The organism is Belliella alkalica, assembly GCF_022549785.1.
Lineage (GTDB): Bacteria > Bacteroidota > Bacteroidia > Cytophagales > Cyclobacteriaceae > Belliella > Belliella alkalica.
In genome coordinates this window covers 210,995-234,847 of record NZ_JAKZGO010000008.1, presented here as the reverse complement: position 1 = coordinate 234,847, position 23,853 = coordinate 210,995, and the positions used below count along the sequence as shown (strand labels likewise).

Here is a 23,853-nt window from a genome sequence, read left to right as displayed (position 1 = left end):
GGGTGAAGTGTTTGCTAGGTGTATTAGTACTCTTTTTATGGGTTTAACTATTTTTCATTAGTTGCGATTTCTACTATTATTTTACCAATCCCTGGGGAATAGGCATAGAGGCCCCTCCATAAATTGGGGTATTCTGCTTTAGAGATGTCTTGGACCCAACCATTGTGTTCTTAGATCCTGAATCCATGTCAGGAAGGGGCTGGATTTGGTTTGAAAGGTTTTGATATTACTAAAAATATGCAGAATTTAGGTAAAATGCTCAGTAGTATGGTGTCAGTTCAACAGCACCTACACACAAGTGTGTATGCTTTTTGGTCTGTGCTTCATCGGCAGATTTGGAAATAAATCCAAGGAGATTCAGGTCATGCTTATCGATAAAGGCATCAATTACTCTGACGGCATTTTCTTTGGGAATGGCATCTTCTAAGCTGGAGAAGGTCACTTGAAATCGATCTATTCCTAGGATGTGGTTCATGGAAATAAGCTGATATTCTTGCAACTAACTACCATTAAAATAACTAATTTTAGAGGAATTGAAAAACCGATGAACTAAGAAATAGCAGAGACTTTTTTCACAGTCTGCCGTTAGTGCCAATTGCAGAACACAATACACAAAATTAAAATCATTTCTAAAATTAACAATATGGAAATTCATTACCAAGAAAGTAACATACATTGGAACTATTATTTAGCTATCGAGAGTGACTTTGAAAAGATTTCTCGATACATTGAATTTGCTGAAGCAAACAACAGCACATTTTCTATTGAACTTGCTAGAATTATTATGGCAAGTTCTCAAGAAATTGATGGTATAATGAAGAAACTATGTAATCTTTTAGACCCAAATCAAACAGCTGAAAATATTAATCATTACAAAACAATTATAAAAACAAGTCTAATTGACTTAACACGTGAAAGAGCATATATTCCTAGATTTGGCATGTCAAGTGAACCTTGGGAAAATTGGAATCTCGGTGACAATAATCCTGACTGGTGGCGAGCAAATAACAATATAAAACATGACAGAACTCAAAACCTTGGTGATGCAAATTTAAAAAATGCATTTAACGCAGTTGGAGCATTATTGATAACGACACTATATTACTACAAAGCAGAAAAAGAAAGAGTAAACGGAAGACCAATTACATGGCAAGATTTCACATTTGAGTTAAAACCTAAATCTTCATTATTTATATTAAATTCAGATTACTATCACGAACCTGGAACTTGGGGAGCAGTTGAATGGTAGACTATAAAAGCAACTGGCACTAACATTAAGCCCACTATAGAAAAGCCCTTTAAAAAGCCCTGATAGGAAAAAAATCTATCAGGGCTTTTTGCTAGTGGCTGTTGACTGACATCCGTAGGATGAAGTATTTGCTAGGTGTATTGGTACTCTTTTAATGGGTTTAATTATTTTTCATTAGTTACGATTTCTACTATTATTTTACCAATCCCTGTGGAATAGGCATAAAAACCCCTACCCAAAATTGGGGTATTCTGCTTTAGAGATGTCTTGGACCCAACCATTGATTTTTTAGATCCTTAAAGAAGATCAAGAAGGATCAGGGTTTGGTTTGGAAGATTTTGATATGGCTAAAAATATGCGGAATTTGGTAAAATGCTCAGTAGTATGGTGTCAGTTCAACTGCATCTACACGCAAGTGTGTATGCTTTTTGGTCGGTGCTTCACCGGTAGGTTTGGAAATAAATCCAAGGAGATTCAGGTCATGCTTATCGATAAAGGCATCAATTACTCTGACGGCGTTTTCTTTGGGAATAGCATCTTCCAAGCTGGAGAAGGTCACTTGAAATCGGTCTATTCCTAGGATGTGGTTCATGGAAATAAGCTGATATTCTTACGACTAACTACCATTAAATTTACTAATTTTAGAAGAATTGAAAAACCGTTGAACTAAGAAATAGCAGAGATTTTTTTCACAGTCTGCCGTTTTGCACTATTCTAAAAAAGAAGAACCTAAGAATATAATGACGGAAATTTTGTAAATTCGTAAAAGGTTTAAAATCAAAACATATGTTTGCTACAATCGAAATTGATAGGAATAACCTGACGATAATGGGAGTGAAATTTTCAGATTTAAAGACATTAGAAAGCACGGCAAATGCTTTGGGAAGTAATATGTTTGAGGGTTTTAAACCTACGCCCAAAGGGGTTGAAATAATCAGGGATTATGTATCAGGAAAAATTTCATTGGGTGAATTAGTGAAGTTTGCGGAAGAAAGGGCTTATGTCTGATTCCTATAAGTACATAGACTTTGATTATACTTATGTAGACCCAAAAACAGGAATTTTAAAAAATATTCCGGGAATTACAGACCCAGATGTATTACTTTTTGTTGAAAGTGGAGCTGTGACAAAACGACTTCAGGAACTTTACAACAATCCCATTAAGATTAAAGGAATTGAAAACCTTTTTGATATTCACAAGCATTTGTTTCAAGACATATATGTCTGGGCTGGCAAAAAGAGGGTTGTGGAAATAAGTAAAGATGGAAAACAATTTTTTCCCACCACCCATTTTGATAATGCCAGTAACTATATTAATTCTTTGATGGCTGACTACAAGAAAATTCGAAAGAACAGAAGAAAAGAATAGCAGAGAAGTTGGCAGAAATTTTAGATAATGTAAATTGTTTTCATCCCTTTAGAGAAGGTAACGGACGTGCACAAAGAGAGTTTTTAAGGTTATTGGCCTTGGAAAAAGGGTTGATTCTGAACCTAAACCCTCCTGACAATAAAAGTGTGTTTGAAAGATATATGAAAGGAACAATAGAGAGTGATTTAGAAATATTGAAAGAATTGATTTTTGAACTAATTGTCTCAAAAAAATGAAAAAGAAAAGCCCATAACATTACCTAGGATCCAGCGGGCGACTCCGAGTAACCATGGAAATCAGTATCTTTAAGGAGTTAGGAATAGGCCTGAAGAGAACGGCCCCGAATGCCCGCCTGAAGTCAGACAGGCCCGCCGTCTCCAAGCTGATTTCCGATTGCCAGTAATGTGAACAAACCACAAAATGTTTCCATATAATTCAACTTTTTATTATCTTTGTTCTGTATTATGATTTAAAAAACTGAATGGATAAATATTTTGACGTCATTTTTCTTGAACAAGCTCTCGAGTTTTTAGAAAAGTTGGATTTGAAAACAAGACAAAAAATATACTACAACGTTGACAAGGCCAAACTTGGACTTGACCCGAAACTGTTCAAAAAACTGACTGATGAAATTTGGGAGTTCAGGACAAAATATAGCGGACTGCAATATCGACTTTTCGCATTTTGGGACAAAACTGACAAGTCTGAAACACTTGTCATTTCAACACATGGAATTGTGAAAAAAGTTGATAAAGTTCCGAAAGCAGATATCGAAAAAGCGGAAAGGATTAGAAAAGAATACTTTGAACAATAAAACTATGGAAACAAAAAATAAAAAAATGAAAATGATGACCCTTGACCAGCTCAAAGACAGGGATATAGGGGAAATAGGAACTCCAGAAAGGGACAAATACGAATTTGACCTGCGAATGGAATTACTTGGAGAAATGATAAAATCCGTGCGGAAAGAAAGGAATTTGACCCAAGAACAACTTGGAGAACTTATAGGTGTCCAAAAATCCCAGATTTCGAAATTAGAACGGAGTACAAAAAATGTTACCATCGAAACGATTTTGAAAGTCTTTAAAGCATTAAAAGCTAACGTTAAGTTCAGTGTAGAAATGAACGAATTGGAATTCAATGTAGCGTGAAAATAAAGCCAATACTGGCAACAGCACCTAAGATAACATGGGGCGGTAAGTGGAATCCGAAGGGTTTGTTCCTCGAAGTAACATTATCTAAGGCCGATAGCTAATCGCTTCGAAATGTCCCACGTCTCCAAGCTGATTCACGTTTTGCACTATTCTAAAAAAGAAGAACCTAAGAATATAATGCCAGTAACTATATTAATTCTTTGATGGCTGACTACAAGAGAATTCGAAAGAACAGAAGAAAAGAATTAGCAGAGAAGTTGGCAGAAATTTTAGATAATGTAAATTATTTTCATCCCTTTAGAGAAGGTAACGGACGTGCACAAAGAGAGTTTTTAAGGTTATTGGCCTTGGAAAAAGGGTTGATTCTGAACCTAAACGCTCCTGACAATAAAAGTGTGTTTGAAAGATATATGAAAGGAACAATAGAGAGTGATTTAGAAATATTGAAAGAATTGATTTTTGAACTAATTGTCTCAAAAAAATGAAAAAGAAAAGCCCATAACATCACCTAGGATCCAGCGGGCGGTTCAGAGTAAATATGGAAATCAGTATCTTTAAGGAGTTAGGAATAGGCCTGAAGAGAACGGCCCCGAATGCCCGCCTGAAGTCAGACAGGCCCGCCGTCTCCAAGCTGATTTCCGTTGTCGGCAGCTTAGAAAACACAACAACAGAGAAAATGGGACATAAAGTAGTTTGTTTAGACTGTAAAAAATCATTTAGCCAAGGAACTGACTTTAATGACAGAAAGGAAGCTAATTGTCCTGATTGTGGAAAACAAATGGCTCTTTTACCTCATATGTTCAGACCGCCAAAAAAGTCGGAAGAAAAAAAATGGGAGACTGTAAAGTTTTTAATAGACAACGGTTTTCATTTTCAACACATTTACGAAACCGTTACCAAGACAATAAACGGATTTACTAAATATGAAAATTTGGTTCCCTATCCTGACAATATTCGAGATGCCAAAGAGTTTGTAGAACGTTATAAAAATCAAGCAAGAAAATGATTTTTTAAGGGGTTGACAGTCAAATAGTTGAATTAAAAATGACTAACTGCCAGTTTCCCGACAACCAAGAAGGTGATTGGGACGGTAATTGGCTTAACATATGTTTGGAATTTGAAAGCAAGGACACCAAGCAGAACAAGTAAAGACAATGAAAGAACACCTTGAAAAATTGAAAGAACAAGGAATTAATTCATTAAATGATAAACCAACTTCAAAATGGACAAAAGAGAAAAAATAATATCTTCCTACATTCAAGCGTACAACAGCTTTGATGTTCCAAAAATGACAGCAAACTTTTCTGATAAAATTATTTTTACTAACATACAAAATGGTGAAACTTCAATGACATTGAATGGAATTGAAGAGTTTAAAAAACAAGCAGAATTGGCAAAAACGTATTTTTCTGAAAGGCAACAAATAGTTAAGGCCATTAAACACAAAGGAGAAAAAAGTCAGATTGAAATTGAATATTATGGTGTATTAGCGATTGATTTTCCGAATGGAATGAAAAAAGGTCAGGAGATTAGACTTAATGGAACATCAATATTTGAATTCTCAGAAGATGAAATAATAAAATTAACTGACATAAGTTGACAGCATTGAAAAAACAACGACCCGCTAACAACCGTTTTTGCAAAAGCGAGGTTTTCGTGCTTTTATGACAGGGAAGTTCTAAATTCAAGTTTTGTGTATCTTATTAAGTTCAGCCCTAAAAATCCTACCTGACAAAGTTAAAATCCTTGCCACCCATGAATTACAATGAGATATATAAAAATTAGAGGTTATAAGAAAAAGATTTCCAAAATTCAAGGATGGATAAATGAAAACCTGGAATTGGACACAGAGTTTTTGAATGAACGAAAATACATGTACACCAAAGTTTATGTTGACCCTTGGGACAGTTTGACTTTGACAAAAAGCCATATTCCAGAACCAAAAGGGAAGGCTAAAATGGAAATCATTAAAGGACTGGAAAAAAATGACGGATATGGAATTAGAAAACTTAAAATTCCCAATTGGTAAGTTTGCCAAACCTGCTACAATTACACACGCCATTTTAGAAAAATGGATTGGTGATATTTCGACATTTCCTGCGAGACTAGTCAGCGAAGTTGCTGACCTCACTGACGAACAACTTGATACACCATACAGACCAAATGGCTGGACAATTAGGCAGGTTATACACCATTGTGCCGACAGTCACATGAATAGCTTGGTTCGGCTAAAACTTGCGCTAACGGAAGAAGAACCAACTATTAAACCTTACTTTGAAGAACGCTGGGCAGAACTTGACGACACCAAAAATATGCCTATCAATTCATCATTAAAAATGCTAGAAGGTATTCACGAAAGATGGACATTTTTGTTGAAAAACCTATCTGAAGACCATCACTCACGAGTTTTCATTCATCCGGAACATGGAAGGAAGTTTAGGATTGACGAAAATATTGGTGTTTATGCTTGGCATTGCAATCATCATCTTGCTCATATCACAGAAACAAAAAAGAGGCATAACTGGAAATAAAGCGTAAAACATAAAGATCGGCAGAGATCTTTTTGTCAACCTGTGTTGAAAAGCTAGAGTGAGATATTAGCCATACCAAACACCATACATGAAACAAATAACATTTATTTTAACAGCTTTAATTTTTATTTCGAACTGTTCGTATGGACAAGACGCCGGATTTACGGGCTATGCTACAAGCATTGTTGACCAAAATAAAGTTGAAATCAATACTTATGGCTTTCAAGACAAAATAAGAGAAGTCAAATATGATAGTCTCACCATGCAGCCTATAGGATCGGTAAGTAAGGTAGTAATTGGTTTGGCCATAATGAAAGCAGTTGACCTTGGCTTTATCAACATAGATACGGACATCAACGAGTACCTTAATTTCAAAATAGCTAATCCAAACCTAAAGAATGGTCAACCAATCACTTTAAGACATTTGGGAACCCATACATCGGGAATTACAGACAACGAAAGATATTATGTACAGGGTTATAAAAAAGGTTTACAGCCACCTTATCAATTGGGGGAATTTCTCAAATCTTATTTGACGCCTGAAGGGACAAGATATTCAAAGAAAAACTTTGGTAAAAATCAGCCAGGGAAAGCGTATAGCTATTCGAATTTCGGTGCAGCACTTGCAGCTCATGTGATCGAAAATGCTTCGAAAATGCCATTTGATCAATTTACCGAAACATACATTTTCCAGCCCCTTATGATGGAGGACACACATTGGCATTATAAAGAAATACAAATGGGAGCATATTCCATTCTATATGATGAAAAAGACAAACCAATGGATTTTTATTCTCTTACGACTTATCCCGATGGTGGACTAAAAACCAATATTGTTGATTTGAGCAAGATGCTGCAAACGATTATCAAAGGTTATCAGGGTGATTCTGAATTATTGAGTGAGACTTCTTGGAAGTTGTTTTTTGACAAAAACTTTTCACAAGCCGAGCCTATCAAGGGTATGGATCCAAGCGAGCCAAACAGTGGTATTTTTATTATTTACTCCAATAGCGGCTCTATAGGCCATACAGGTTCTGACCCAGGTGTATCTTCGGTTATGTTTTTTGATCCAGAAACCATGAAAGGAAAGATTTTTATGGCAAATGAAGATCTGACTAAACACAATGTAAGCGCCTTCAAGTCCATTTGGCAAAATCTATAATAGACTTAGATTGACTTTGGGCACATTCAGCTCTTGAGAAAAATCCATTATCACCCGCCTGATCATCACGGGATCATGAAATTATTCTATACAGATGAATACTCGATCTACGTATCTTTCAGTACATGTCAATCAGCTGTAGACATTTGAAGATTATCCGCATGGTTTTATTGTGAGTTTCATCGAATGATGTCATTGAGCATAATCACCGTAAAAATAATACCATTAATTCTTTCACATTAAATTTATCATTATTATGTTAGTAGTAAATTAAATTATAATGCATTTTAAATATAGAATAGCAAATTTTATAGTGGACACAATAGTTTTTTTTGTTTTTTCTTTAATAACTCTTTTGATTTTCAGAGAGGTTATTGAAGAAAATATGCTAAAAAACATATTGATAGCCTGTTACTTTCTTTATTATTTTGCCACTGAGTTTTTTGTAGGTAAGACAATTGGCAAAATCCTTACAAAGACCAAAGTAGTACAAAAAGACTCTCTGGAAAGACCGAAATTTCACCAGATAATTATAAGAACACTGCTACGTGGTTTACCATTTTACTTTATCACCTATTTTATCTCTGAAAAAGGCCTTCACGATCATCTATCACAAACAATACTTATCAAATCTTAATCCAATATATCATATGAAAAAAATCGCCAAACTATTATCTATTGTCCTAATCATGGCATCTATGTCAAGTTGTGCTACCATTTTTGGTGGACCGGTGACAGAGTATCAGAGAACAAAGCCAGGACCAGGCGAGCCTCAAAGGCAAGTGAGAGTAGGTGCACTTATCGCTGATCTCGTATTATTTGCCCCTAGCTTAATTGTAGATTTTGCGACTGGAGCAATCTACAAGCCAGAAGGGAAATAACATCAACCTAAATAAAAGCTGTCTAGAAATAGGCAGCTTTTATTTTTTATTGACTATCTGGTTTTATAACAGCATCCACAGTTAATATGGTACATAACTTGAATTCAACTCATTCGATTATCGGACGTCGCCGGTTTTATCCGCTTTGATATCAGTAACCATTTATTATAACTTATGTAGTTCAAATCAATCCGCTGTGGTCGGATGATTGTCGACTGTTGACAAGTTTCGCATAATTATTAATGATATACTCTCCTACTTGTGTCATTGTGGGTAATCATAAAAATATATCCCATTTTGAAAAAATCCTTAAAATAAAACCTGTATCTTCCTTACAAATATATTTATCATGGCAAAGGAACACACGGTCAAAAAAGCGGACAAGAAAAAACCTGAAAAGAATTTGAAGGAAAAGAGAGCCGAGAAAAAAGCCAAACAGGCTGATAAAAAGAATAGGGACTAAGCATCGAAAGCTGTTTTCTTTGATTTAGACATAAAAAAAGCGACAAATTTGTCGCTTTTTTTATGTCTAAATTTTTAATATGATATCCGCTATATTATGCCTTGCTTCTTTTATTATGTGCAAAGTAATTGATAATCATATATATCATCAATTATTATAGGTCAAATGACTTCCTGATTTTATCTACAAAATCCAATTTTTCCCACGTGAATAGTTCTACATCCAAGTTGATGGATTTGCCGTCAGGTGTGTAGAATGTTTTGTTCACCACTTCATTAGTCCTGCCCATGTGCCCATATGCAGCAGTCTCTTCGTAAATAGGATTTCTCAATTTTAGTCTTTGCTCGATGGCATAAGGTCTCATATCGAAGATTTCTTCTACTTTTTTGGCGATTTCACCATCTGACAGACCTATTTTTGAAGTACCATAAGTATTGATATAGATTCCCATTGGTTTGGCTACACCAATAGCGTAAGATACCTGCACAAGGATCTCATCAGCTATTCCCGCAGCCACCATATTTTTGGCAATATGTCTAGTTGCGTAAGCTGCTGATCTATCTACTTTTGATGGATCTTTTCCTGAAAAAGCTCCTCCACCATGCGCACCTTTGCCACCATAGGTATCAACGATGATTTTTCTCCCTGTCAATCCGGTATCTCCATGTGGCCCACCAATCACAAATTTTCCCGTAGGGTTGATATGATAAGTGATTTTATCTGTAAACAAAGCTTGAATCTCAGGCTTCAATTGCGCTTTTACCCTTGGGATAAGAATATTTATCAAGTCTTCTTTGATCTTGGCCAGCATCGTAGGTTCATCTCCAAAGTCATCATGCTGTGTAGAAATCACAATAGCATCGATTCTTTGGGGCTGATTGTCATCAGAATATTCGATTGTCACTTGGGATTTTGAATCAGGTCTCAGATATTTGATCGCATCGGACTCTCTTCTCAACTCCGCCAGTTCCTTCAAAATCCTATGTGATAGATCTAGTGCCAATGGCATATAATTGTCTGTTTCCTTAGTGGCATAGCCAAACATCATCCCTTGATCTCCGGCACCTTGCTCTTCCGGACTTTGGCGATCCACACCTTGGTTGATGTCGGGAGACTGTTCGTGAATTGCTGACAATACACCACATGAGTTTCCGTCAAACATGTATTCACCTTTGGTATACCCAATTCTATTGATCACATCTCTTGCTATTTTTTGTACATCAAGATAGGTTTCTGATTTTACCTCGCCGGCAAGAATCACCTGACCAGTAGTCACTAAAGTTTCACAAGCAACTTTCGATCTTGGGTCAAAGGCTAAAAAATTATCAATCAAGGCATCTGAAATTTGATCAGAAATCTTATCAGGGTGTCCCTCAGATACAGATTCTGAGGTAAATAAATATGGCATATTGTTATTACTTTTTTACAATTTCTAAATAGTGTGTAAAAATAGGGTTTCAAAGGGAAATAAAAAACCGGATTTCTTTAGATCTTACAAGTATGTGCTATCCGGGGAAGTTACTTTTTCTATTTCTATTGATTTTTTATGTATAAATTTGATCCTATTATGAACATACATGCTTACCGGTCTGAATACTCAAATACTTAAATTAAATTCTAGTACGTTCTAGAAGTAAATTAGATTTGATTTTTGAGAAGAATTAAAATGAAAAAAAATATAAATGCAACAATGTTGCGTTTGTAATCAATAAAATCTTACCTTTGAACCATATCATTCACATAGTGTTCTCTTCATTTGAATGATGATGGTTGACAATAGGCTCTGAATTTAGGTTCAGAGCCTTCTTTCAAAAAAAATGAACACGATGAAAAAGATAGCATTAACGTTAATTGGAGGGCTTTTGCTCCTCAGCAGTATGGTAAGCGTAGAGCCTGATATGTGGGCTATGTTTTCCAAAACCAGGTTTGTGGAGAAATTGAACCGAGAGTTTGGCATGTATTTTCTTTACCCAAAATTTCCAGATGAATTGATGGAATTTGAGGGAAAGGTGGTTACTGTATCGGGGTTCTATATTCCCTTAGATATGAATGCATCGAATATTGCCGTGCTTTCGAAATTTCCCATGGCAGAATGTTTCTTCTGTGGAGGAGCTGGACCTGAAAGTATTGTCGTAGGCTATCTTAAAAAGAAACCCAATCGTAAAATCAAAACTGATGAAATCGTCAAAATCAAGGGTAAATTGAAGCTCAACGAGAATGATATAGACGAGCTGAATTTTATCCTTCAAGATGCCGAGATCATCTTAGACTGAAAAAATGCAAAACAAACTTCCTGTAACTGTTCTTAGTGGTTTTTTGGGAGCGGGGAAAACAACACTCCTCAACCATATTTTACACAACAAAGAAGGTTTGAAAGTAGCAGTAATTGTCAACGACATGAGCGAGATCAATGTCGATGCGCAGTTAGTTCGCCAAGAAAACACACTTTCTAGGACTGAAGAAAAGCTTGTAGAAATGAGCAATGGCTGTATTTGCTGCACACTCCGGGAAGATCTCATGTTAGAAGTGGAGCGATTGGCAAAAGAAAACAGGTTTGACTACCTCTTGATCGAAAGCTCTGGAATTTCCGAACCGCTTCCCGTAGCACAGACTTTCAGTTTTGTAGATGATGAAAAAGGCATTGACCTATCCAAATTCAGCCGACTAGATACTATGGTTACCGTAGTAGATGCGCTAAATTTTTACAAGGACTTTGGAAGCAGTGATACCGTACATTCCAAGAAGCTTAATGATGACGAAGAAGATCAACGAACTATCGTAAATCTCCTTACAGATCAAATCGAATTTGCCAATGTCATTATTCTCAATAAGGCCGATTTAGTCTCTGCTGCCCATATTTCAGAATTGAAGGCAATCCTCTATAAGCTCAATCCTGGTGCAAAAATCATCATCAGCAATCATAGCAAAGTTGATCCCAAAGAAATTCTCAATACTCGAATGTTTGATTTTGAGGAAGCATCCGCATCCGCAGGATGGTTGGCAGAACTAGAGAATGAACATGTTCCCGAAACAGAGGAGTATGGAATCTCTTCCTTTGTTTATAGGGACAAACGTCCATTCCATCCCCAGAGATTTTGGGAATACATCTCATTCAATTGGCCTGCAGGCATTATCAGAAGCAAAGGGCTATTTTACATAGCATCTAGAAAGGATCAGGCAATATCGTGGTCTCAAGCTGGAGGTTCTGTCAAAGCAGACCCTGTTGGCGTTTGGTGGGCGAGCATGCCTTTCAAAGAAAGAAGTCGCTATGCTTCCTATATAGACAACCAAGAGTACATAGAGTCCAAATGGGACAAGAATTTTGGAGATAGACAAAATGAGTTGGTACTTATTGGCCAAGATATGGACAAAGAAAAAATAATAAATGAACTGGATTCTTGTTTGTTGACTCCATTGGAAGTTGCGGATTTTCTAAATGGAGAAAAATTCTCAGATAATTGGCCTATCTAAATCCAATGATTTCTGGAAATACCTGTCTTTTTTTGCTGATTTTACGTTAAACAAATATGGCAAAGAAAAAGGGACAAAAAAATGAAGAAGAAGCTGAAGAATGGGATTTCAGCGAAGGTTTTGGAGGGATTCCTGACGATGTCGATCTGACCAGAAATATAGGTTGTGCATCTGACAGTAAAAAGGGAAAAAAATCCAAAAATTCAGCAAATGAAAAAAGTTGAAATAAAGGTTGATTTTATATATTAAAAGCTACCCAGTTGATTCTGGGTAGCTTTTTTTTATGTGGTCATATGCTTCTTTTCCAGTGGGTTTAATTGATTGCTTCAAACCAATTTCTGGCAGTATCCTATATCAATCCACTATTGATTTAGGACAAATGAATGCATTAAAATCATTACTGGATAAGTTCAGTATAACCATATTTTTCATTTCAAATTGAGAGGTTATACCTGACTACCTTCAGAATCTTCTTTAACTTTCGCTGCTGGTATTCCTTCAGGATAATAGTGATTCACATCTCTTTGTGGGAATGGAATCTCAATATCATTGGCCTCAAATGCTTCTTTGAGTGCTTCCATATTGTCCCAATATACAGGCCAAAGATCACCAGCATCTGCCCAACATCTCACAGAAAGATCAAGTGAACTATCACCAAAGCTTGTGAATTTCACGACAGGTTCAGGTTCAGCATGTATTCTTTCATCTTTTTTCAAGGTATCAAGGATAACTTGTCTAGTTTTCTTCAAGTCAGTTCCATAAGCAACGCCAACTGCCATCTCAACTCTTCTAGTAGGTTTTTCGGATAAGTTTGTGATAGAGTTATTTGCCAACACACCATTGGGAAGCGTTACTACTTTGTTGTCAAAGTTTCTCACTTTAGTATAGAGAATATCTATCTTTTCCACTGCTCCCAATGTGCCTTGCGCTTCAATTGTATCTCCTACTTTGAAAGGTTTGAAAATTAATATCAATACCCCACCCGCAAAATTCGACAGTGATCCTTGCAGTGCTAGACCAATAGCTAAACCTGCAGCACCCAGAATTGCCAAGAATGATGTCATTTCTATGCCAAGGGTGGAGGCCACTGTAATTAATAGCAATACATATAATATAGCACTAGCAAAGCTTTTTAGAAAAGATGACAATGAAGGGTCTATATTATACTTCTCAAATACTTTATGTAATGCCTTTACCAAAAATCCTATGACTATTTTACCAATGATAAATACAATCAAGGCTCCCAAAATCCTTGGGCCAAATTCAAATAAAAACTCTACTGCTTTTCTTTTAATTTCTGAAATGGTTTCTAAATCTAATTCCATTATTAAAGGTTTAATTTTTTAAATAATTTTATAACAAGACTAGGGTGTCAAAATGATAACTTGCCAACGGAATGCCCAGAACCATTTAATCTGTGGGGTTTTAATGTTGGATGATTTTATAAGCAATTGTAAATCTTGCTTAGAAAATGCTCTAAGAACTGATAGGGGCCCATCATTTTGAACCATTGGAGATTTTGAAAAAAGACGGGTGAGTAACTTTATACTATAATATGCTAACCTATGCCTGTGAAGATCATTTATAATGATTCCCAATCTTGCCTTACTTATAAAAGAACTTAAAAGCCTTAAAAGTTCCTTGTCTGTGAAATGATGCGTAAAAAGCGTACAAGTTATGATGTCAACTTGCTCTTTTTCAAAGCTATCTTCAAAAACATTTTGTGCTCTAAAGTTTACATGATCCAAATCATTTAATCGCTCTTTGGCAAATTCAATTGTATTTGGATTGGCATCTATACCTATAAACTCACATTTGATGTTTTTCTTTTTTGCCCAATCCCCCATCACTCTGATCATATCTCCCCCACCACAACCAATATCTGCGATGAGGTAATTTTCCTGTGGATACTTTTTCATAATAAAATCCAAGCCTGTAGTCGTTACTTTATTGCCTCCCAACAATTTGTTGATGGTCCTGAGCTCTTTGAGTGATTGCTCCAATACAGGCCCTTCAAACTCCAAATCATCCATGATCTCCTTTTCGTAACTCCTTTGGCTGAATCTTCCCATCATTTCTCCAATAAAAGTGTCTCTAATGTCAATCCAGGGCCAAAACCCATCGCAAGTATATCACCTGATTTCTGTTGGTCTTCGAGCCATTTTTCCAATACAAATAGGATAGTCGAAGATGACATATTCCCTTTTTCCTGAAGTATATCGTGGGAAAAGCTGTTTTGTTCTGATGAGATTTTGAAAGCTTCTTCCACTTTTTGCAAGATCTGCTTGCCTCCCGGATGTACTGCAAAGTGTGAAATCGACGAAAGCTGATGCTTTGATTCCAAATAGCTCATAAGGTTGTGAATTCCTTGACTCAGCAACTCAGGTACATATTTGCTCAGCTTCATTTCAAAACCAAAATCTCCAATGGACCAAGCCATATCATTTGCTCCTTCCTTTACAATCTGGCTACCATAATTTTTGATTTTCAGTCCTCTTCCATTTTTTGAAATGAGTACAGCCGCTGCACCGTCTCCAAAAATGGCATTGGCAATAAGATTATCTTCGGTGTATTTTTTTTGAAAATGAATCGTACACAACTCCACCGAAAGTATAAGGACATTAGCTTTTGGGTCTGAGTCACAAATCCTGTCAGCCAACTTTATGGCATTGAATGCCGCATAGCAACCCATAAAATGAATACTATAACGCTCGATTGTGGATAGAAAACCAATCTCGTGGATTAGATCTATTTCTAGCCCTGGAGCATACATGCCTGTGCAAGACACCAATATTAGGTGTGTAATATCTTTGGTTTCTAATGATGATTTTTCCAAGCAGTTCCCGATTGCTTCTTTACCCAGCCCCACTGCTGTCTCTTGGAACACTTTCATTCTATCTTGTGTACTTGGGAAAGGTTCCAAATCTGAATTTTTCGGAAAAAATGTGAACTCCTCTGGATTTTCATATCTAAAATCATTTAGAACACTATGTCTCGAATCGATACCCGAATGCCTGTATACAAACTTCAGCTTTCGAGACTCACTCTCATCCAACTGATGGGCTTGGTGCATAAACCTGCTGATCTGTTGTTGGGGAATCGGTGTACCGGGATTAGCAGTACCTATACTCAAAATATAATTGTCCATTGGGTGAGTTCTCTCTTTTAAAATATTTGGATGCTTTATTCTAAACAAGTACTTTTCCCAAAAGTTAGCAAAACAAATCAATATATGTTCAGTCTATCAAGTTGGAAACATCTTCGAATTCCTTTTTCCTTTTACCTTCTTCCTGTATTTATTTTTGCTTTGGCTTTTACACCAAACCATAATCCCGTAAGGATGCTGTTGGTTTTCATTACTTTACATTTATTCCTTTACCCTTCTAGCAATGGCTACAACAGCTATTTTGATAAAGATGAAGGAAGTATCGGTGGATTAAAAAACCCTCCAAAAGTCAAAAAAGATCTTTATTTTCTTTCATTAATTTTCTTTCTGGCATCGATAATTATTGCTGCTTGTATAAATATTTATTTTGCAAGCATGGTAGTAATTTATGGATTAGTATCAATGGCTTATAGTCACCCTTCGATCAGGTTGAAAAAAATGCCTTATATCAGCTGGGTTGTTGCTGGGTTTTTTCAGGGCTGTTTCACATTTTGTATGGCTTATGCAGGATTGAGCGATTTTGGTTTCGAAGTATTTGGCAAGGCTCATGTGTTTATCCCCGGTTTATTGACATCGATCATGCTTTGGGGTTCATATCCTTTGACTCAAGTTTATCAGCATGATGAGGACTCAAAAAGAGGTGATCAAACACTAAGTCTCAAGCTTGGCATCAAAGGAACATTCCTTTTTTCTTCAATCTGGTTTTTGTTTGCTGGATTAGCATTTGCTTGGTTTTTTTTAGCCAAAAATCAAGATTGGGCTTTCTACGGCTTCTTGGCAGCGATGCTACCTGTAGTTCTTTACTTCTATGTCTGGTTTTGGTTTGTAAGAAAAGATCAAGAAAAATATGCAAATTACACTTGGGCTATGTGGATGAATAGGATTTCGGCTATTGCATTGAACATTTTCTTTTTTTGGTATTTTCTTGAGAATACTCAAATATTGCAGGTAATCTAATTATCAAAAAGGTTGTCCATGGGTTCTTTTCATAATATTTCTGGCTACAAAGTTAGAATTCCGTATCAGTCCTACTGAAAACTCAGATACAATGTTGGCACCAAAGAGCTTCTGTACGTTTCTTCCTATCCACAGTCTACTTTTGAAATTCCTCACCCAAGCCTCTGTATAACTTGACTCAATATTGCTCCTTTCCTTATGATTCAAGATAGCTTCAGCTGCAAGCTTTCCCGTATGAATCGCTATAGCCATTCCATTACCGCAAAGAGGTGTGATTAGTCCTGCTGCATCTCCAGCCATTATTATGTGACTTTCTATTGGCTTTTTTGGGGAAAAATTGATTTCGTTGATTACCTCAGGTCTTTCAAACAAAAACTCGCTATTTTGCCAAATCTCTTTCAAAAATGGGTTCTTCCATAAATATTGTCTTTCCATCTCTTCAATATTGCCTGCCTCGCGCAACTGATCTCTAGAACCAAGGTAGCAAAGATTGAATTTTTGGTCTTCTATACTATTGATTCCACAATAGCCACCCTCAAAATTATGCAAGGCCACCGTTTTTTTATCAAAATCGGTTTTGATATGATACTTGACTCCTATATATGGACTTCTTTTTTTGATAAAATCTCTATCTAGTGACTTATCGACCTTCGAACGCTTGCCAAATGCACCTATAACATGTTTGCAACTGATCTCTTTCCCATTACCTAATGTGATGCAAAACCTATCTTCTTTCTTTTCAAAATGCACAGCTTCTACTTGAGTTTCTACCAAAAAATCAGTTCCGTTACCAATGGCTTTTTTGTATAAAAAATCATCCAACACAAATCTGCTAATCCCAAACCCACCCAAATCCAATGACATTGAAACACTTTTCCCCTTTACTGAAGTCAAAAGGAAAGTGTCAATGTTTGATACTTCTATGGCATGTGGAAACAAACCTTCTTTTTTCAAAAAATGCTTGACTTCGTTAGAGATGTATTCTCCGCATACTCTGTGAAAAGGATAGCGCTTCTTTTCGATCACCAAAACTTGCCTTCCTTGTTTTGAAAGTAAATTTGCCGCTGTCAATCCTGCCAACCCTCCTCCGATAATCACAATGTCATGCATGCTCATAAATTTTTCTACCTTTTATTTTATTGATCTACCGCTTATCAAATTTAGTTGTCGACCCTTAAGAATTCTCATCAATAACGAGTTAATTTCAATATCTAAAAGTCAACTAAAATTAATATGAAGAAGTTTACCCAAGAAAAATTACATCAAATTTTGATGTGCTTTTTCTTTTTGGGATCATTGCTTTTTGCAGAAGAAGGCATTGCACAGAACAAAAAGAAAAAGAACAGCAAGAAAGATGCTCCTGTAGCGGCAGCAGCTCCAAAACCGCAAACTCCCAAAACTGGTCCAAAGCCATATTCTGAAGTAATCACTTCAAAAGCAGTGACCAAAGAAGGGCTTTTCAAGGTACATGAGATAGAAGGAAAATATTTCTACGAAATCCCAGAAGAAATGCTCGGAAGGGAAATGCTGATCGTGACTACCATCGCAAAAACTGCCGAAGGCATTGGATATGGTGGAGAAAGAACGAATACCTTGTTGGTAAGATGGGACAAAGATAAAGACAATGTTCTATTGAGAGTCGTTTCTTACACGAATACAGCTGCTGATTCACTTCCAATTTCGATAGCTGTAAAAGCTTCCAATTTGGAGCCGATCCTTCAGAAATTTGACGTAAAAGCAAAAGCCAAAGATGATAAAGGTGTTGTCATTGAGGTGACGGATCTTTTTAGCAAAGATGTACAGGCTATAGGCCTTCCACGAAACAACAGGACGCAATACAAAGTAACAAGATTGGATGCAGACAGATCTTACATCGAAAGAATCAGTCCATATCCTAAGAATATCGAGGCTAGGTATGTAATGACCTACGCTGCGACAGAACCACCTTCAAATTCTAGCACAGGTTTGATCACAGTAGAGATGAACTCATCAATGGTACTGTTACCTGAAGAGCCAATGATGCAGCGTCTTGCAGATCAGAGAGTTGGTTGGTTCAGCAGATCAGTTGTGGATTTCGGTCTTGATGAGCAGAAAGCCACTTCCAGAAGATTTCTAGACAGATGGAGATTGGAAGTAAAAGAAGAGGATTATGAAAAATTCAAAAGAGGTGAATTGGTAGAGCCAAAAGAACCTATCGTGTTTTACATAGATCCTGCTACACCTACCCAATGGATACCATACCTAAAGCAAGGAGTGGAAGATTGGCAAGCAGCTTTTGAAGAAGCTGGATTCAAAAACGCAATTATCGCAAAAGACGCACCTACTCCAGAGGAAGATCCAGATTGGAGTGCCGAAGATGCTAGATATTCTGTAATCAGATACTTTGCATCGGATATTCAAAATGCATATGGGCCACATGTATCTGATCCAAGATCAGGTGAGATCATCGAATCTGACATAGGATGGTATCACAACGTAATGAATTTGTTGAGAAACTGGTTTTTTATCCAAACAGCTGCTGTAAATCCAGAAGCTAGAGGAGTGAAATTCAGAGAAGAAGTAATGGGTAGATTGATCCAGTTTGTTTCTTCTCACGAAGTAGGGCATACTTTAGGTTTGCCACATAACTTTGCATCTTCACATGCTTATCCTGTGGATTCTTTGAGGTCTGCTACTTTCACTGACAAGTTCAGTACGGCTCCATCGATCATGGACTATGCTAGATTCAACTATGTAGCACAGCCAGAAGACAAAAATGTCAGCCTGATGCCAAATGTGGGCCCTTATGACAAGTACTCTATTGCTTGGGGGTATCGACCAATATTAGAAGCAAAAACCCCAGAAGAGGAGCAAGCTACCTTGAACAAGTGGATTTTGGAAAAAGCAGACGATCCTATCTATAGATTTGGACGTCAAGGCAATAATTATGATCCAAGTACCCAAAGTGAAGACCTAGGTGACGATGCCATGAAAGCTTCTGAGTATGGAATCAAAAACCTTAAAGTGATCCTTCCGAACCTTATGGACTGGACTGCCGAGGAAGATAAGCCATTCAAAGGTTATGCAGATTTGGAAGAAATGTATGGCCAAGTGATTGGACAATACAACAGATACATGGGGCATGTGAGAACCAATGTCGGTGGAGTATATGAAATTTATAAATCTACAGGTCAGAACGAAGCCGTATACCATCATACTGACAAAGCCACACAAAAAAGAGCAGTTCAATTCTTAAACAACGAATTGTTTAAAACGCCAACTTGGATGATGGATCAGGATATAATAGCTAGAATTGGAGATTTTGGTGCTCTTGAGAGAATCCGAGGCGTACAAGTCGGTGCTTTGAATGGTATCCTTGAATGGGGAAGATTAGGCAGGGTAATAGAAAATGAGGCATTGAATGGCTCAGATGCTTATTCAATGACCGAACTTTTTGATGACTTGAGAGCTGGAATCTGGACGGAGCTAAGCAGTGGCAAGACGATCGATGTCCATAGAAGAAGTCTTCAAAGAGCTCATATCGAAAGATTGGAATATTTGATGACCAACAATGAGCCAAACCTTCCTGCTAACTTCAGGAGATTTGCAGGCCCTCAAATAAATGCATCACAATCTGATATCAGACCTATGGTCAGAGGTGAGCTGAAAACTTTACAGAGACAAATTACTGCTTCCATTGGCAGAACTTCAGACAGGGCATCAAAACTTCATCTCGAAGATGCTTTGGAAAGAGTAAAAGCTATCTTGGATCCAAAATAATTATGGATGGCTTAGGTGTTCACCAAGCTATTTGAAAATTGATAACTAAAAAGCCAGCCTGTAATCAAGCTGGCTTTTTAGTTTTATCTGACTTTGTAGAAATCCTGGAATTAAAATCATCATTGGCAAAGTTCCGTATATCAATACTTTTGTGGAAGAAGTGAAAATAATCACTATTTTTACCATGTAAGAAGTAATTAAAGTAAAGCATGGCTATAACTCCCCTAGAAATACTAAAAGAGCATAATCTCAGGATAACAAATTGTAGGAAAGAGGTTTTGGATGCATTTTTGAAAAAACAAGCAGCGCTCTCCCATGCTGATTTGGAACAAATTTTTCAGAAGGATTTTGATAGAGTTACTATATATAGGACATTGAAAACCTTTTTGGACAATGATCTAATACACAAAGTTCTTGATGATAGTGGTGCAGCTAAGTATGCATTGTGTATGCATTCTCACGAAGATCATGACCACCACGACCATGACCATGTTCATTTCAAATGCGAAAAATGTGGACAGACCAAGTGCATTGAAGAGGCTGTTTTACCAAAAATCGAGCTACCTTCTGGCTTTATCAATAGGGAAGTTAGCTTACTGATACAAGGAATCTGTGACAAATGCAGTTAATAATTTACTGGAGATTTATCCCTAGTTTTTTCAATGATGCTGTCTTTTGGCCAAACAATTCCAGGAGGCAAATCAATTTTGGGAGGTGTATAATTTTCCACCCCTCCATCTCCATCATCTCTTGAGTCATTGTTTCTATGATTTAACCTCGCTTTGGTCAGTGTAGCAACGAAGTAGATCAACACAACGTATGTGAGACCGAGCAAAACCAAATCAACAATTAGACTATTCATATTGTAAAATTTCTTTAATATATAACATATTGAGATAAGTATCAATTAATAACAATTTTTATCCATAATTGGTTAGATTTTTTTTTTAATAAATTAAAGGTTGTTGCTTAGCTTGGTAAATAGCCGATATCATCGGATATTTGCAGACTGAAATTTCAAAAATAATGATAGTAAAGACAAAAAAACACAAACTCGAATCTGGTACTTATATAAAAATGGGGCTTGTCAATGTCCTTAAAGAGCAATGGTGGGTTATTCTTATTGCTATAGCAATAGCATGTGGATACTTTTGGATTGCTTCTTGGTGGTGGATAAGTATGGCTATTTTGGCTTACATCCTTTATTTATTGTTCTGGGTAATCCAATTTGCAGGTGTCACCCAAATGGAACAAAATAAAGTAATGTTTGAGAAAATGTCCTATGAGATTGATAGTAGGCAAGTGATGATGAAGCTAAATGCCAAACAGGGCATGCCCATCAACTGGAATATGATCAAAAAAGTAGAAGCCACTAAGGATGCTTTTGTTTTGACAATGTCAAAAGCACAATTTATTCATCTTCCTTACAGGATTTTCAATTCGGAAAATGATAAAAAATTCGTTGAAACTATCCTAAGAAGAAAAGGATACTTAGCCGAAAAACCAATATCTTCTTGATCATGCTTCAAAAATTGTATTGTTTGGCTCAGTGTATGAGTTCAAATACATAAAATTTTTTTATAAAGCCGATACCTGTTGATCTTTGACGAGTATCGGCTTTATTCATTTTTTTTGATTTGCTTATAATATTGGACTTACCAAAATTATAGTTTCATCAAAGCTTGGAGAAAACTCATTGTTTCTCCTTTTTTCTTAAACACTAACATTGGGATTTCATTGTTTAGCTGAACGATTTTTTCAGCTGTACTTCCGAGTAGAGCTGCCGCTGAATTGGTTCGCCCACGGCTCCCCATAATGATAAGATCTACATTGTTTTCCTTTGCCAATTTCAGGATATGCCTTCCGTCATTTCCGTTGTCTCTAAGAAAAAATAGGCAATCAAATGATCTCAACTTATTTTTTTGAAGAAAATCTTGGTAGCTTTTCTTTGCATTTTCTTCCATAATTTTTGCAAATTCCTCGTAGGATTTTCCGGTTTTATAATATCCTGTAGGAACATCATAAATATGCAAACCGATAATCTCTGCATTGAGGTTGTTGTTGAGTTGTGTAGCAAACTCGAATGAAATATTGGAATGATCAGAAAAATCAAGCGGTACCATTATTTTTTTGGGAACTGCAACAGGTCCTCGTTCAGTTAGAAATAAAACTGAGCATGGCGCTTTTTGAGCAAGATTTTTGGAAAGGGAACCACTACCCGGTAGCTCATCTTTTCTACCCATAATGATCAGATCAACATCTTTGACTTTGGCAGATCTTAAAAAGGTTTCCATAGGATTCCCTTCCAAGACTATAATTTCTATTTCGATAGATTTATCCAGCGTTTTTTCCTGATTGACTAAGGATTTTATCTCTGCTGTGATTGTCTCGTCCATCGGAGCTAATAAGTCGGGGTAAGCACTTCTGATTTCCTCAGGTAGCACAAGGTCTTTTGCTACATGCACCAAGTACAATTTTTTGAAGCCCAATGCTTCACTGACAAAAGCAACTTTTCGAATGAGGATTTCATCCATTTCGCTGAGGTCAAGGCCAATCATCGCCTTTTCAAAATTCTTCATATCTGTAGTTTCTCAATGGTGGTTCAATTTAGCAGTTTGCTTTGAGATTTCTCAAATCCCATGGAGAATTATCTATATTTCATGTTTGATTTTATGATTATCGGCTACTTTACCAATAGATTATGATTCTAGTAATAATGTATGATTCATATCAATATCTATTGCCAATAAATAACTTGTCCACCTCTGTTGGATCGCAATGAATCAAAGAGAACTTACTTAAAAAATTACTGGTATCACTCCATTCATAGATTTTGATTATTATGTATATCCGTTTTCATACCAATAGAATCTAAATAATCGAATTAACCTGTGATTTCGAACCAATATCAATAAATATCCAAAATCTATTAGTATCAGTTTGCCCAAAAACAATCGTTTAATTGATTAGTGGCATGATTGCGGATAATCATATTGATTATTATTGAGTATCATCCAAATTCAAATATATTTGCCTACAATGGCAAAAAATATTTGTAAATATTTCATAGCATTAGTTCCAGTAGGAGCTCTTCAAGAAGAAGTAACTGCTATCAAAGAGGATTTGAAAGAAAAATTTGGACTCAAATATGCATTGAAATCACCAGCACATGTTACCTTAAAGATGCCATTTGGATGGAATGAAGCCAAGGAGGATAATTTGATAAATAGCTTGGAAATATTCGCAAGGAATCACAAAAGTATAAAACTTAGTTTTCAAGGCTTTGGTAAGTTTGGAAATAGAGTTATTTACATAAAGGTGAAGCAAAGTGAACAGCTGGGATTGATGCAATCAGCATTGGCTGAATTTTGTAAGCGCGAACTAAAACTAGTCAAGGAGCTAAGTGATACAAACTACCATCCGCATATGACAATAGCTTTTAAAGATATGAAAGTAAAGTTTTTTGAAGAATACTGGAATTACACAAAAGGACTTGATTTCAACCATTCTGTAAAATTCGATAAATTTTCACTTCTGAAAAAAATAGATAATAGATGGATATCAATCAAAGAAATCAATCTCAATTCAATAACTAATTAATGAACCCTGTGATCCTGATTATTTAAATTTTGTTTTCATATTATCTTTAAATTGCTATCATTTCTAAGAGCTTATCAAGTGTCCACAAATG

At 36.3% G+C, this 23,853-nt stretch carries 30 protein-coding genes and 1 pseudogene; 22 read left to right on the top strand and 9 right to left on the bottom strand.

What is annotated here, in order from left to right:
* Nucleotides 1-259: 259 nt before the first annotated feature.
* Complete coding sequence (locus MM213_RS11885; RefSeq protein WP_241412545.1) at nucleotides 260-475, bottom strand: hypothetical protein; 216 nt, start codon at nucleotides 473-475, stop codon at nucleotides 260-262.
* Between the two features lie 168 nt (nucleotides 476-643).
* Between MM213_RS11885 and MM213_RS11880 the strand changes: the two genes are divergently transcribed.
* Nucleotides 644-1,249 carry a hypothetical protein gene (locus tag MM213_RS11880; protein WP_241412543.1) on the top strand — a complete coding sequence of 202 codons (606 nt, stop codon included), beginning with the start codon at nucleotides 644-646 and terminating at the stop codon, nucleotides 1,247-1,249.
* Nucleotides 1,250-1,625: 376 nt separating this feature from the next.
* On the opposite strand, the gene MM213_RS11875 is transcribed toward MM213_RS11880, so the two are convergent.
* Entirely contained in the window at nucleotides 1,626-1,841 is a 216-nt protein-coding gene (locus MM213_RS11875; RefSeq protein WP_241412541.1) for a hypothetical protein, read from the bottom strand.
* A gap of 194 nt (nucleotides 1,842-2,035) precedes the next feature.
* Between MM213_RS11875 and MM213_RS11870 the strand changes: the two genes are divergently transcribed.
* From MM213_RS11870 to MM213_RS11815, 13 genes and pseudogenes are all read left to right on the top strand, one after another.
* Nucleotides 2,036-2,257 carry an antitoxin VbhA family protein gene (locus tag MM213_RS11870; RefSeq protein ID WP_241412539.1) on the top strand — a complete coding sequence of 74 codons (222 nt, stop codon included), beginning with the start codon at nucleotides 2,036-2,038 and terminating at the stop codon, nucleotides 2,255-2,257.
* Nucleotides 2,250-2,618, top strand: coding sequence for a hypothetical protein (locus tag MM213_RS11865; protein ID WP_241412537.1), 369 nt, complete (start codon nucleotides 2,250-2,252; stop codon nucleotides 2,616-2,618). The genes MM213_RS11870 and MM213_RS11865 overlap by 8 nt, the downstream gene beginning before the upstream one ends.
* A gap of 8 nt (nucleotides 2,619-2,626) precedes the next feature.
* Nucleotides 2,627-2,854, top strand: coding sequence for a Fic family protein (locus tag MM213_RS11860; RefSeq protein WP_241412536.1), 228 nt, complete (start codon nucleotides 2,627-2,629; stop codon nucleotides 2,852-2,854).
* A 245-nt stretch (nucleotides 2,855-3,099) separates the two neighbouring features.
* The gene (locus MM213_RS11855) at nucleotides 3,100-3,432 is read left to right on the top strand and encodes a type II toxin-antitoxin system RelE/ParE family toxin (protein ID WP_188438939.1); all 333 of its coding nucleotides are present in this window, start codon (nucleotides 3,100-3,102) and stop codon (nucleotides 3,430-3,432) included.
* Between the two features lie 25 nt (nucleotides 3,433-3,457).
* Complete coding sequence (locus tag MM213_RS11850; RefSeq protein WP_241275415.1) at nucleotides 3,458-3,769, top strand: helix-turn-helix domain-containing protein; 312 nt, start codon at nucleotides 3,458-3,460, stop codon at nucleotides 3,767-3,769.
* A 191-nt stretch (nucleotides 3,770-3,960) separates the two neighbouring features.
* Nucleotides 3,961-4,257: pseudogene (locus MM213_RS11845) on the top strand (Fic family protein); the annotation flags it as partial.
* Between the two features lie 53 nt (nucleotides 4,258-4,310).
* Nucleotides 4,311-4,778 carry a hypothetical protein gene (locus tag MM213_RS11840; protein ID WP_241412532.1) on the top strand — a complete coding sequence of 156 codons (468 nt, stop codon included), beginning with the start codon at nucleotides 4,311-4,313 and terminating at the stop codon, nucleotides 4,776-4,778.
* 216 nt (nucleotides 4,779-4,994) lie between these two features.
* The gene (locus MM213_RS11835) at nucleotides 4,995-5,372 is read left to right on the top strand and encodes a nuclear transport factor 2 family protein (RefSeq protein ID WP_241412531.1); all 378 of its coding nucleotides are present in this window, start codon (nucleotides 4,995-4,997) and stop codon (nucleotides 5,370-5,372) included.
* Between the two features lie 165 nt (nucleotides 5,373-5,537).
* The gene (locus MM213_RS11830) at nucleotides 5,538-5,801 is read left to right on the top strand and encodes a hypothetical protein (RefSeq protein WP_241412529.1); all 264 of its coding nucleotides are present in this window, start codon (nucleotides 5,538-5,540) and stop codon (nucleotides 5,799-5,801) included.
* On the top strand, nucleotides 5,767-6,303 hold the full coding sequence (locus MM213_RS11825) for a YfiT family bacillithiol transferase (protein WP_241412527.1): 537 nt from the start codon (nucleotides 5,767-5,769) through the stop codon (nucleotides 6,301-6,303). The genes MM213_RS11830 and MM213_RS11825 overlap by 35 nt, the downstream gene beginning before the upstream one ends.
* An 88-nt stretch (nucleotides 6,304-6,391) precedes the next feature.
* Nucleotides 6,392-7,465 (top strand): serine hydrolase domain-containing protein, encoded by a 1,074-nt coding sequence (locus tag MM213_RS11820; protein ID WP_241412525.1) that lies wholly within the window; start codon nucleotides 6,392-6,394, stop codon nucleotides 7,463-7,465.
* Nucleotides 7,466-7,745: 280 nt separating this feature from the next.
* On the top strand, nucleotides 7,746-8,102 hold the full coding sequence (locus tag MM213_RS20975) for an RDD family protein (protein ID WP_369413907.1): 357 nt from the start codon (nucleotides 7,746-7,748) through the stop codon (nucleotides 8,100-8,102).
* A 13-nt stretch (nucleotides 8,103-8,115) separates the two neighbouring features.
* Entirely contained in the window at nucleotides 8,116-8,346 is a 231-nt protein-coding gene (locus MM213_RS11815) for a hypothetical protein (protein WP_241273859.1), read from the top strand.
* A 617-nt stretch (nucleotides 8,347-8,963) separates the two neighbouring features.
* On the opposite strand, the gene metK is transcribed toward MM213_RS11815, so the two are convergent.
* The gene (metK, locus tag MM213_RS11810) at nucleotides 8,964-10,217 is read right to left on the bottom strand and encodes a methionine adenosyltransferase (protein ID WP_241412523.1); all 1,254 of its coding nucleotides are present in this window, start codon (nucleotides 10,215-10,217) and stop codon (nucleotides 8,964-8,966) included.
* A 418-nt stretch (nucleotides 10,218-10,635) separates the two neighbouring features.
* Between metK and MM213_RS11805 the strand changes: the two genes are divergently transcribed.
* Genes MM213_RS11805 through MM213_RS11795 form a run of 3 tightly spaced genes read left to right on the top strand, consistent with a single transcriptional unit; the run spans nucleotide 10,636 to nucleotide 12,504 of the window.
* Nucleotides 10,636-11,082 carry a hypothetical protein gene (locus tag MM213_RS11805; protein WP_241273801.1) on the top strand — a complete coding sequence of 149 codons (447 nt, stop codon included), beginning with the start codon at nucleotides 10,636-10,638 and terminating at the stop codon, nucleotides 11,080-11,082.
* A gap of 4 nt (nucleotides 11,083-11,086) precedes the next feature.
* Nucleotides 11,087-12,280, top strand: a complete 1,194-nt coding sequence (locus tag MM213_RS11800; protein WP_241412521.1) for a GTP-binding protein — start codon at nucleotides 11,087-11,089, stop codon at nucleotides 12,278-12,280.
* Nucleotides 12,281-12,336: 56 nt separating this feature from the next.
* Nucleotides 12,337-12,504 carry a hypothetical protein gene (locus tag MM213_RS11795; RefSeq protein ID WP_241412519.1) on the top strand — a complete coding sequence of 56 codons (168 nt, stop codon included), beginning with the start codon at nucleotides 12,337-12,339 and terminating at the stop codon, nucleotides 12,502-12,504.
* Between the two features lie 222 nt (nucleotides 12,505-12,726).
* Here MM213_RS11795 and MM213_RS11790 read toward each other — a convergent pair whose 3' ends face one another.
* The 3 genes from MM213_RS11790 to MM213_RS11780 are packed head-to-tail and all read right to left on the bottom strand — an operon-like array spanning nucleotide 12,727 to nucleotide 15,428.
* On the bottom strand, nucleotides 12,727-13,605 hold the full coding sequence (locus tag MM213_RS11790; protein ID WP_241412517.1) for a mechanosensitive ion channel family protein: 879 nt from the start codon (nucleotides 13,603-13,605) through the stop codon (nucleotides 12,727-12,729).
* A 39-nt stretch (nucleotides 13,606-13,644) separates the two neighbouring features.
* On the bottom strand, nucleotides 13,645-14,355 hold the full coding sequence (locus MM213_RS11785; RefSeq protein WP_241412515.1) for a methyltransferase domain-containing protein: 711 nt from the start codon (nucleotides 14,353-14,355) through the stop codon (nucleotides 13,645-13,647).
* A complete protein-coding gene (locus MM213_RS11780) occupies nucleotides 14,352-15,428 on the bottom strand; it encodes a type III polyketide synthase (RefSeq protein ID WP_241412513.1) in 1,077 nt (358 codons plus the stop codon). Before MM213_RS11780 ends, MM213_RS11785 begins: the two co-directional genes overlap by 4 nt.
* Before the next feature lie 84 nt (nucleotides 15,429-15,512).
* Between MM213_RS11780 and MM213_RS11775 the strand changes: the two genes are divergently transcribed.
* Nucleotides 15,513-16,403, top strand: a complete 891-nt coding sequence (locus MM213_RS11775; RefSeq protein ID WP_241412511.1) for a UbiA family prenyltransferase — start codon at nucleotides 15,513-15,515, stop codon at nucleotides 16,401-16,403.
* A gap of 3 nt (nucleotides 16,404-16,406) precedes the next feature.
* Here the strand turns inward: MM213_RS11775 and MM213_RS11770 are convergent, their stop codons facing one another.
* A complete protein-coding gene (locus MM213_RS11770) occupies nucleotides 16,407-17,513 on the bottom strand; it encodes an NAD(P)/FAD-dependent oxidoreductase (protein ID WP_369413906.1) in 1,107 nt (368 codons plus the stop codon).
* A 123-nt stretch (nucleotides 17,514-17,636) separates the two neighbouring features.
* On the opposite strand from MM213_RS11770, the gene MM213_RS11765 reads away from it, so the two are divergent.
* Both MM213_RS11765 and MM213_RS11760 read left to right on the top strand, forming a co-directional pair.
* Entirely contained in the window at nucleotides 17,637-20,162 is a 2,526-nt protein-coding gene (locus MM213_RS11765; RefSeq protein ID WP_241412507.1) for a zinc-dependent metalloprotease, read from the top strand.
* A gap of 209 nt (nucleotides 20,163-20,371) precedes the next feature.
* Nucleotides 20,372-20,791: a Fur family transcriptional regulator gene (locus tag MM213_RS11760; RefSeq protein ID WP_241412505.1), complete on the top strand. Its 420-nt coding sequence runs from the start codon at nucleotides 20,372-20,374 to the stop codon at nucleotides 20,789-20,791.
* Here MM213_RS11760 and MM213_RS11755 read toward each other — a convergent pair.
* Complete coding sequence (locus tag MM213_RS11755; protein WP_241412503.1) at nucleotides 20,788-21,024, bottom strand: hypothetical protein; 237 nt, start codon at nucleotides 21,022-21,024, stop codon at nucleotides 20,788-20,790. The genes MM213_RS11760 and MM213_RS11755 overlap by 4 nt on opposite strands.
* Nucleotides 21,025-21,188: 164 nt before the next feature.
* Between MM213_RS11755 and MM213_RS11750 the strand changes: the two genes are divergently transcribed.
* A complete protein-coding gene (locus MM213_RS11750) occupies nucleotides 21,189-21,680 on the top strand; it encodes a YcxB family protein (RefSeq protein ID WP_241412501.1) in 492 nt (163 codons plus the stop codon).
* Between the two features lie 146 nt (nucleotides 21,681-21,826).
* Here the strand turns inward: MM213_RS11750 and MM213_RS11745 are convergent, their stop codons facing one another.
* Entirely contained in the window at nucleotides 21,827-22,741 is a 915-nt protein-coding gene (locus tag MM213_RS11745; RefSeq protein WP_241412499.1) for a universal stress protein, read from the bottom strand.
* A 460-nt stretch (nucleotides 22,742-23,201) separates the two neighbouring features.
* Between MM213_RS11745 and MM213_RS11740 the strand changes: the two genes are divergently transcribed.
* Nucleotides 23,202-23,762, top strand: coding sequence for a 2'-5' RNA ligase family protein (locus MM213_RS11740; RefSeq protein ID WP_241412497.1), 561 nt, complete (start codon nucleotides 23,202-23,204; stop codon nucleotides 23,760-23,762).
* The last annotated feature ends 91 nt before the right edge of the window (nucleotides 23,763-23,853 follow it).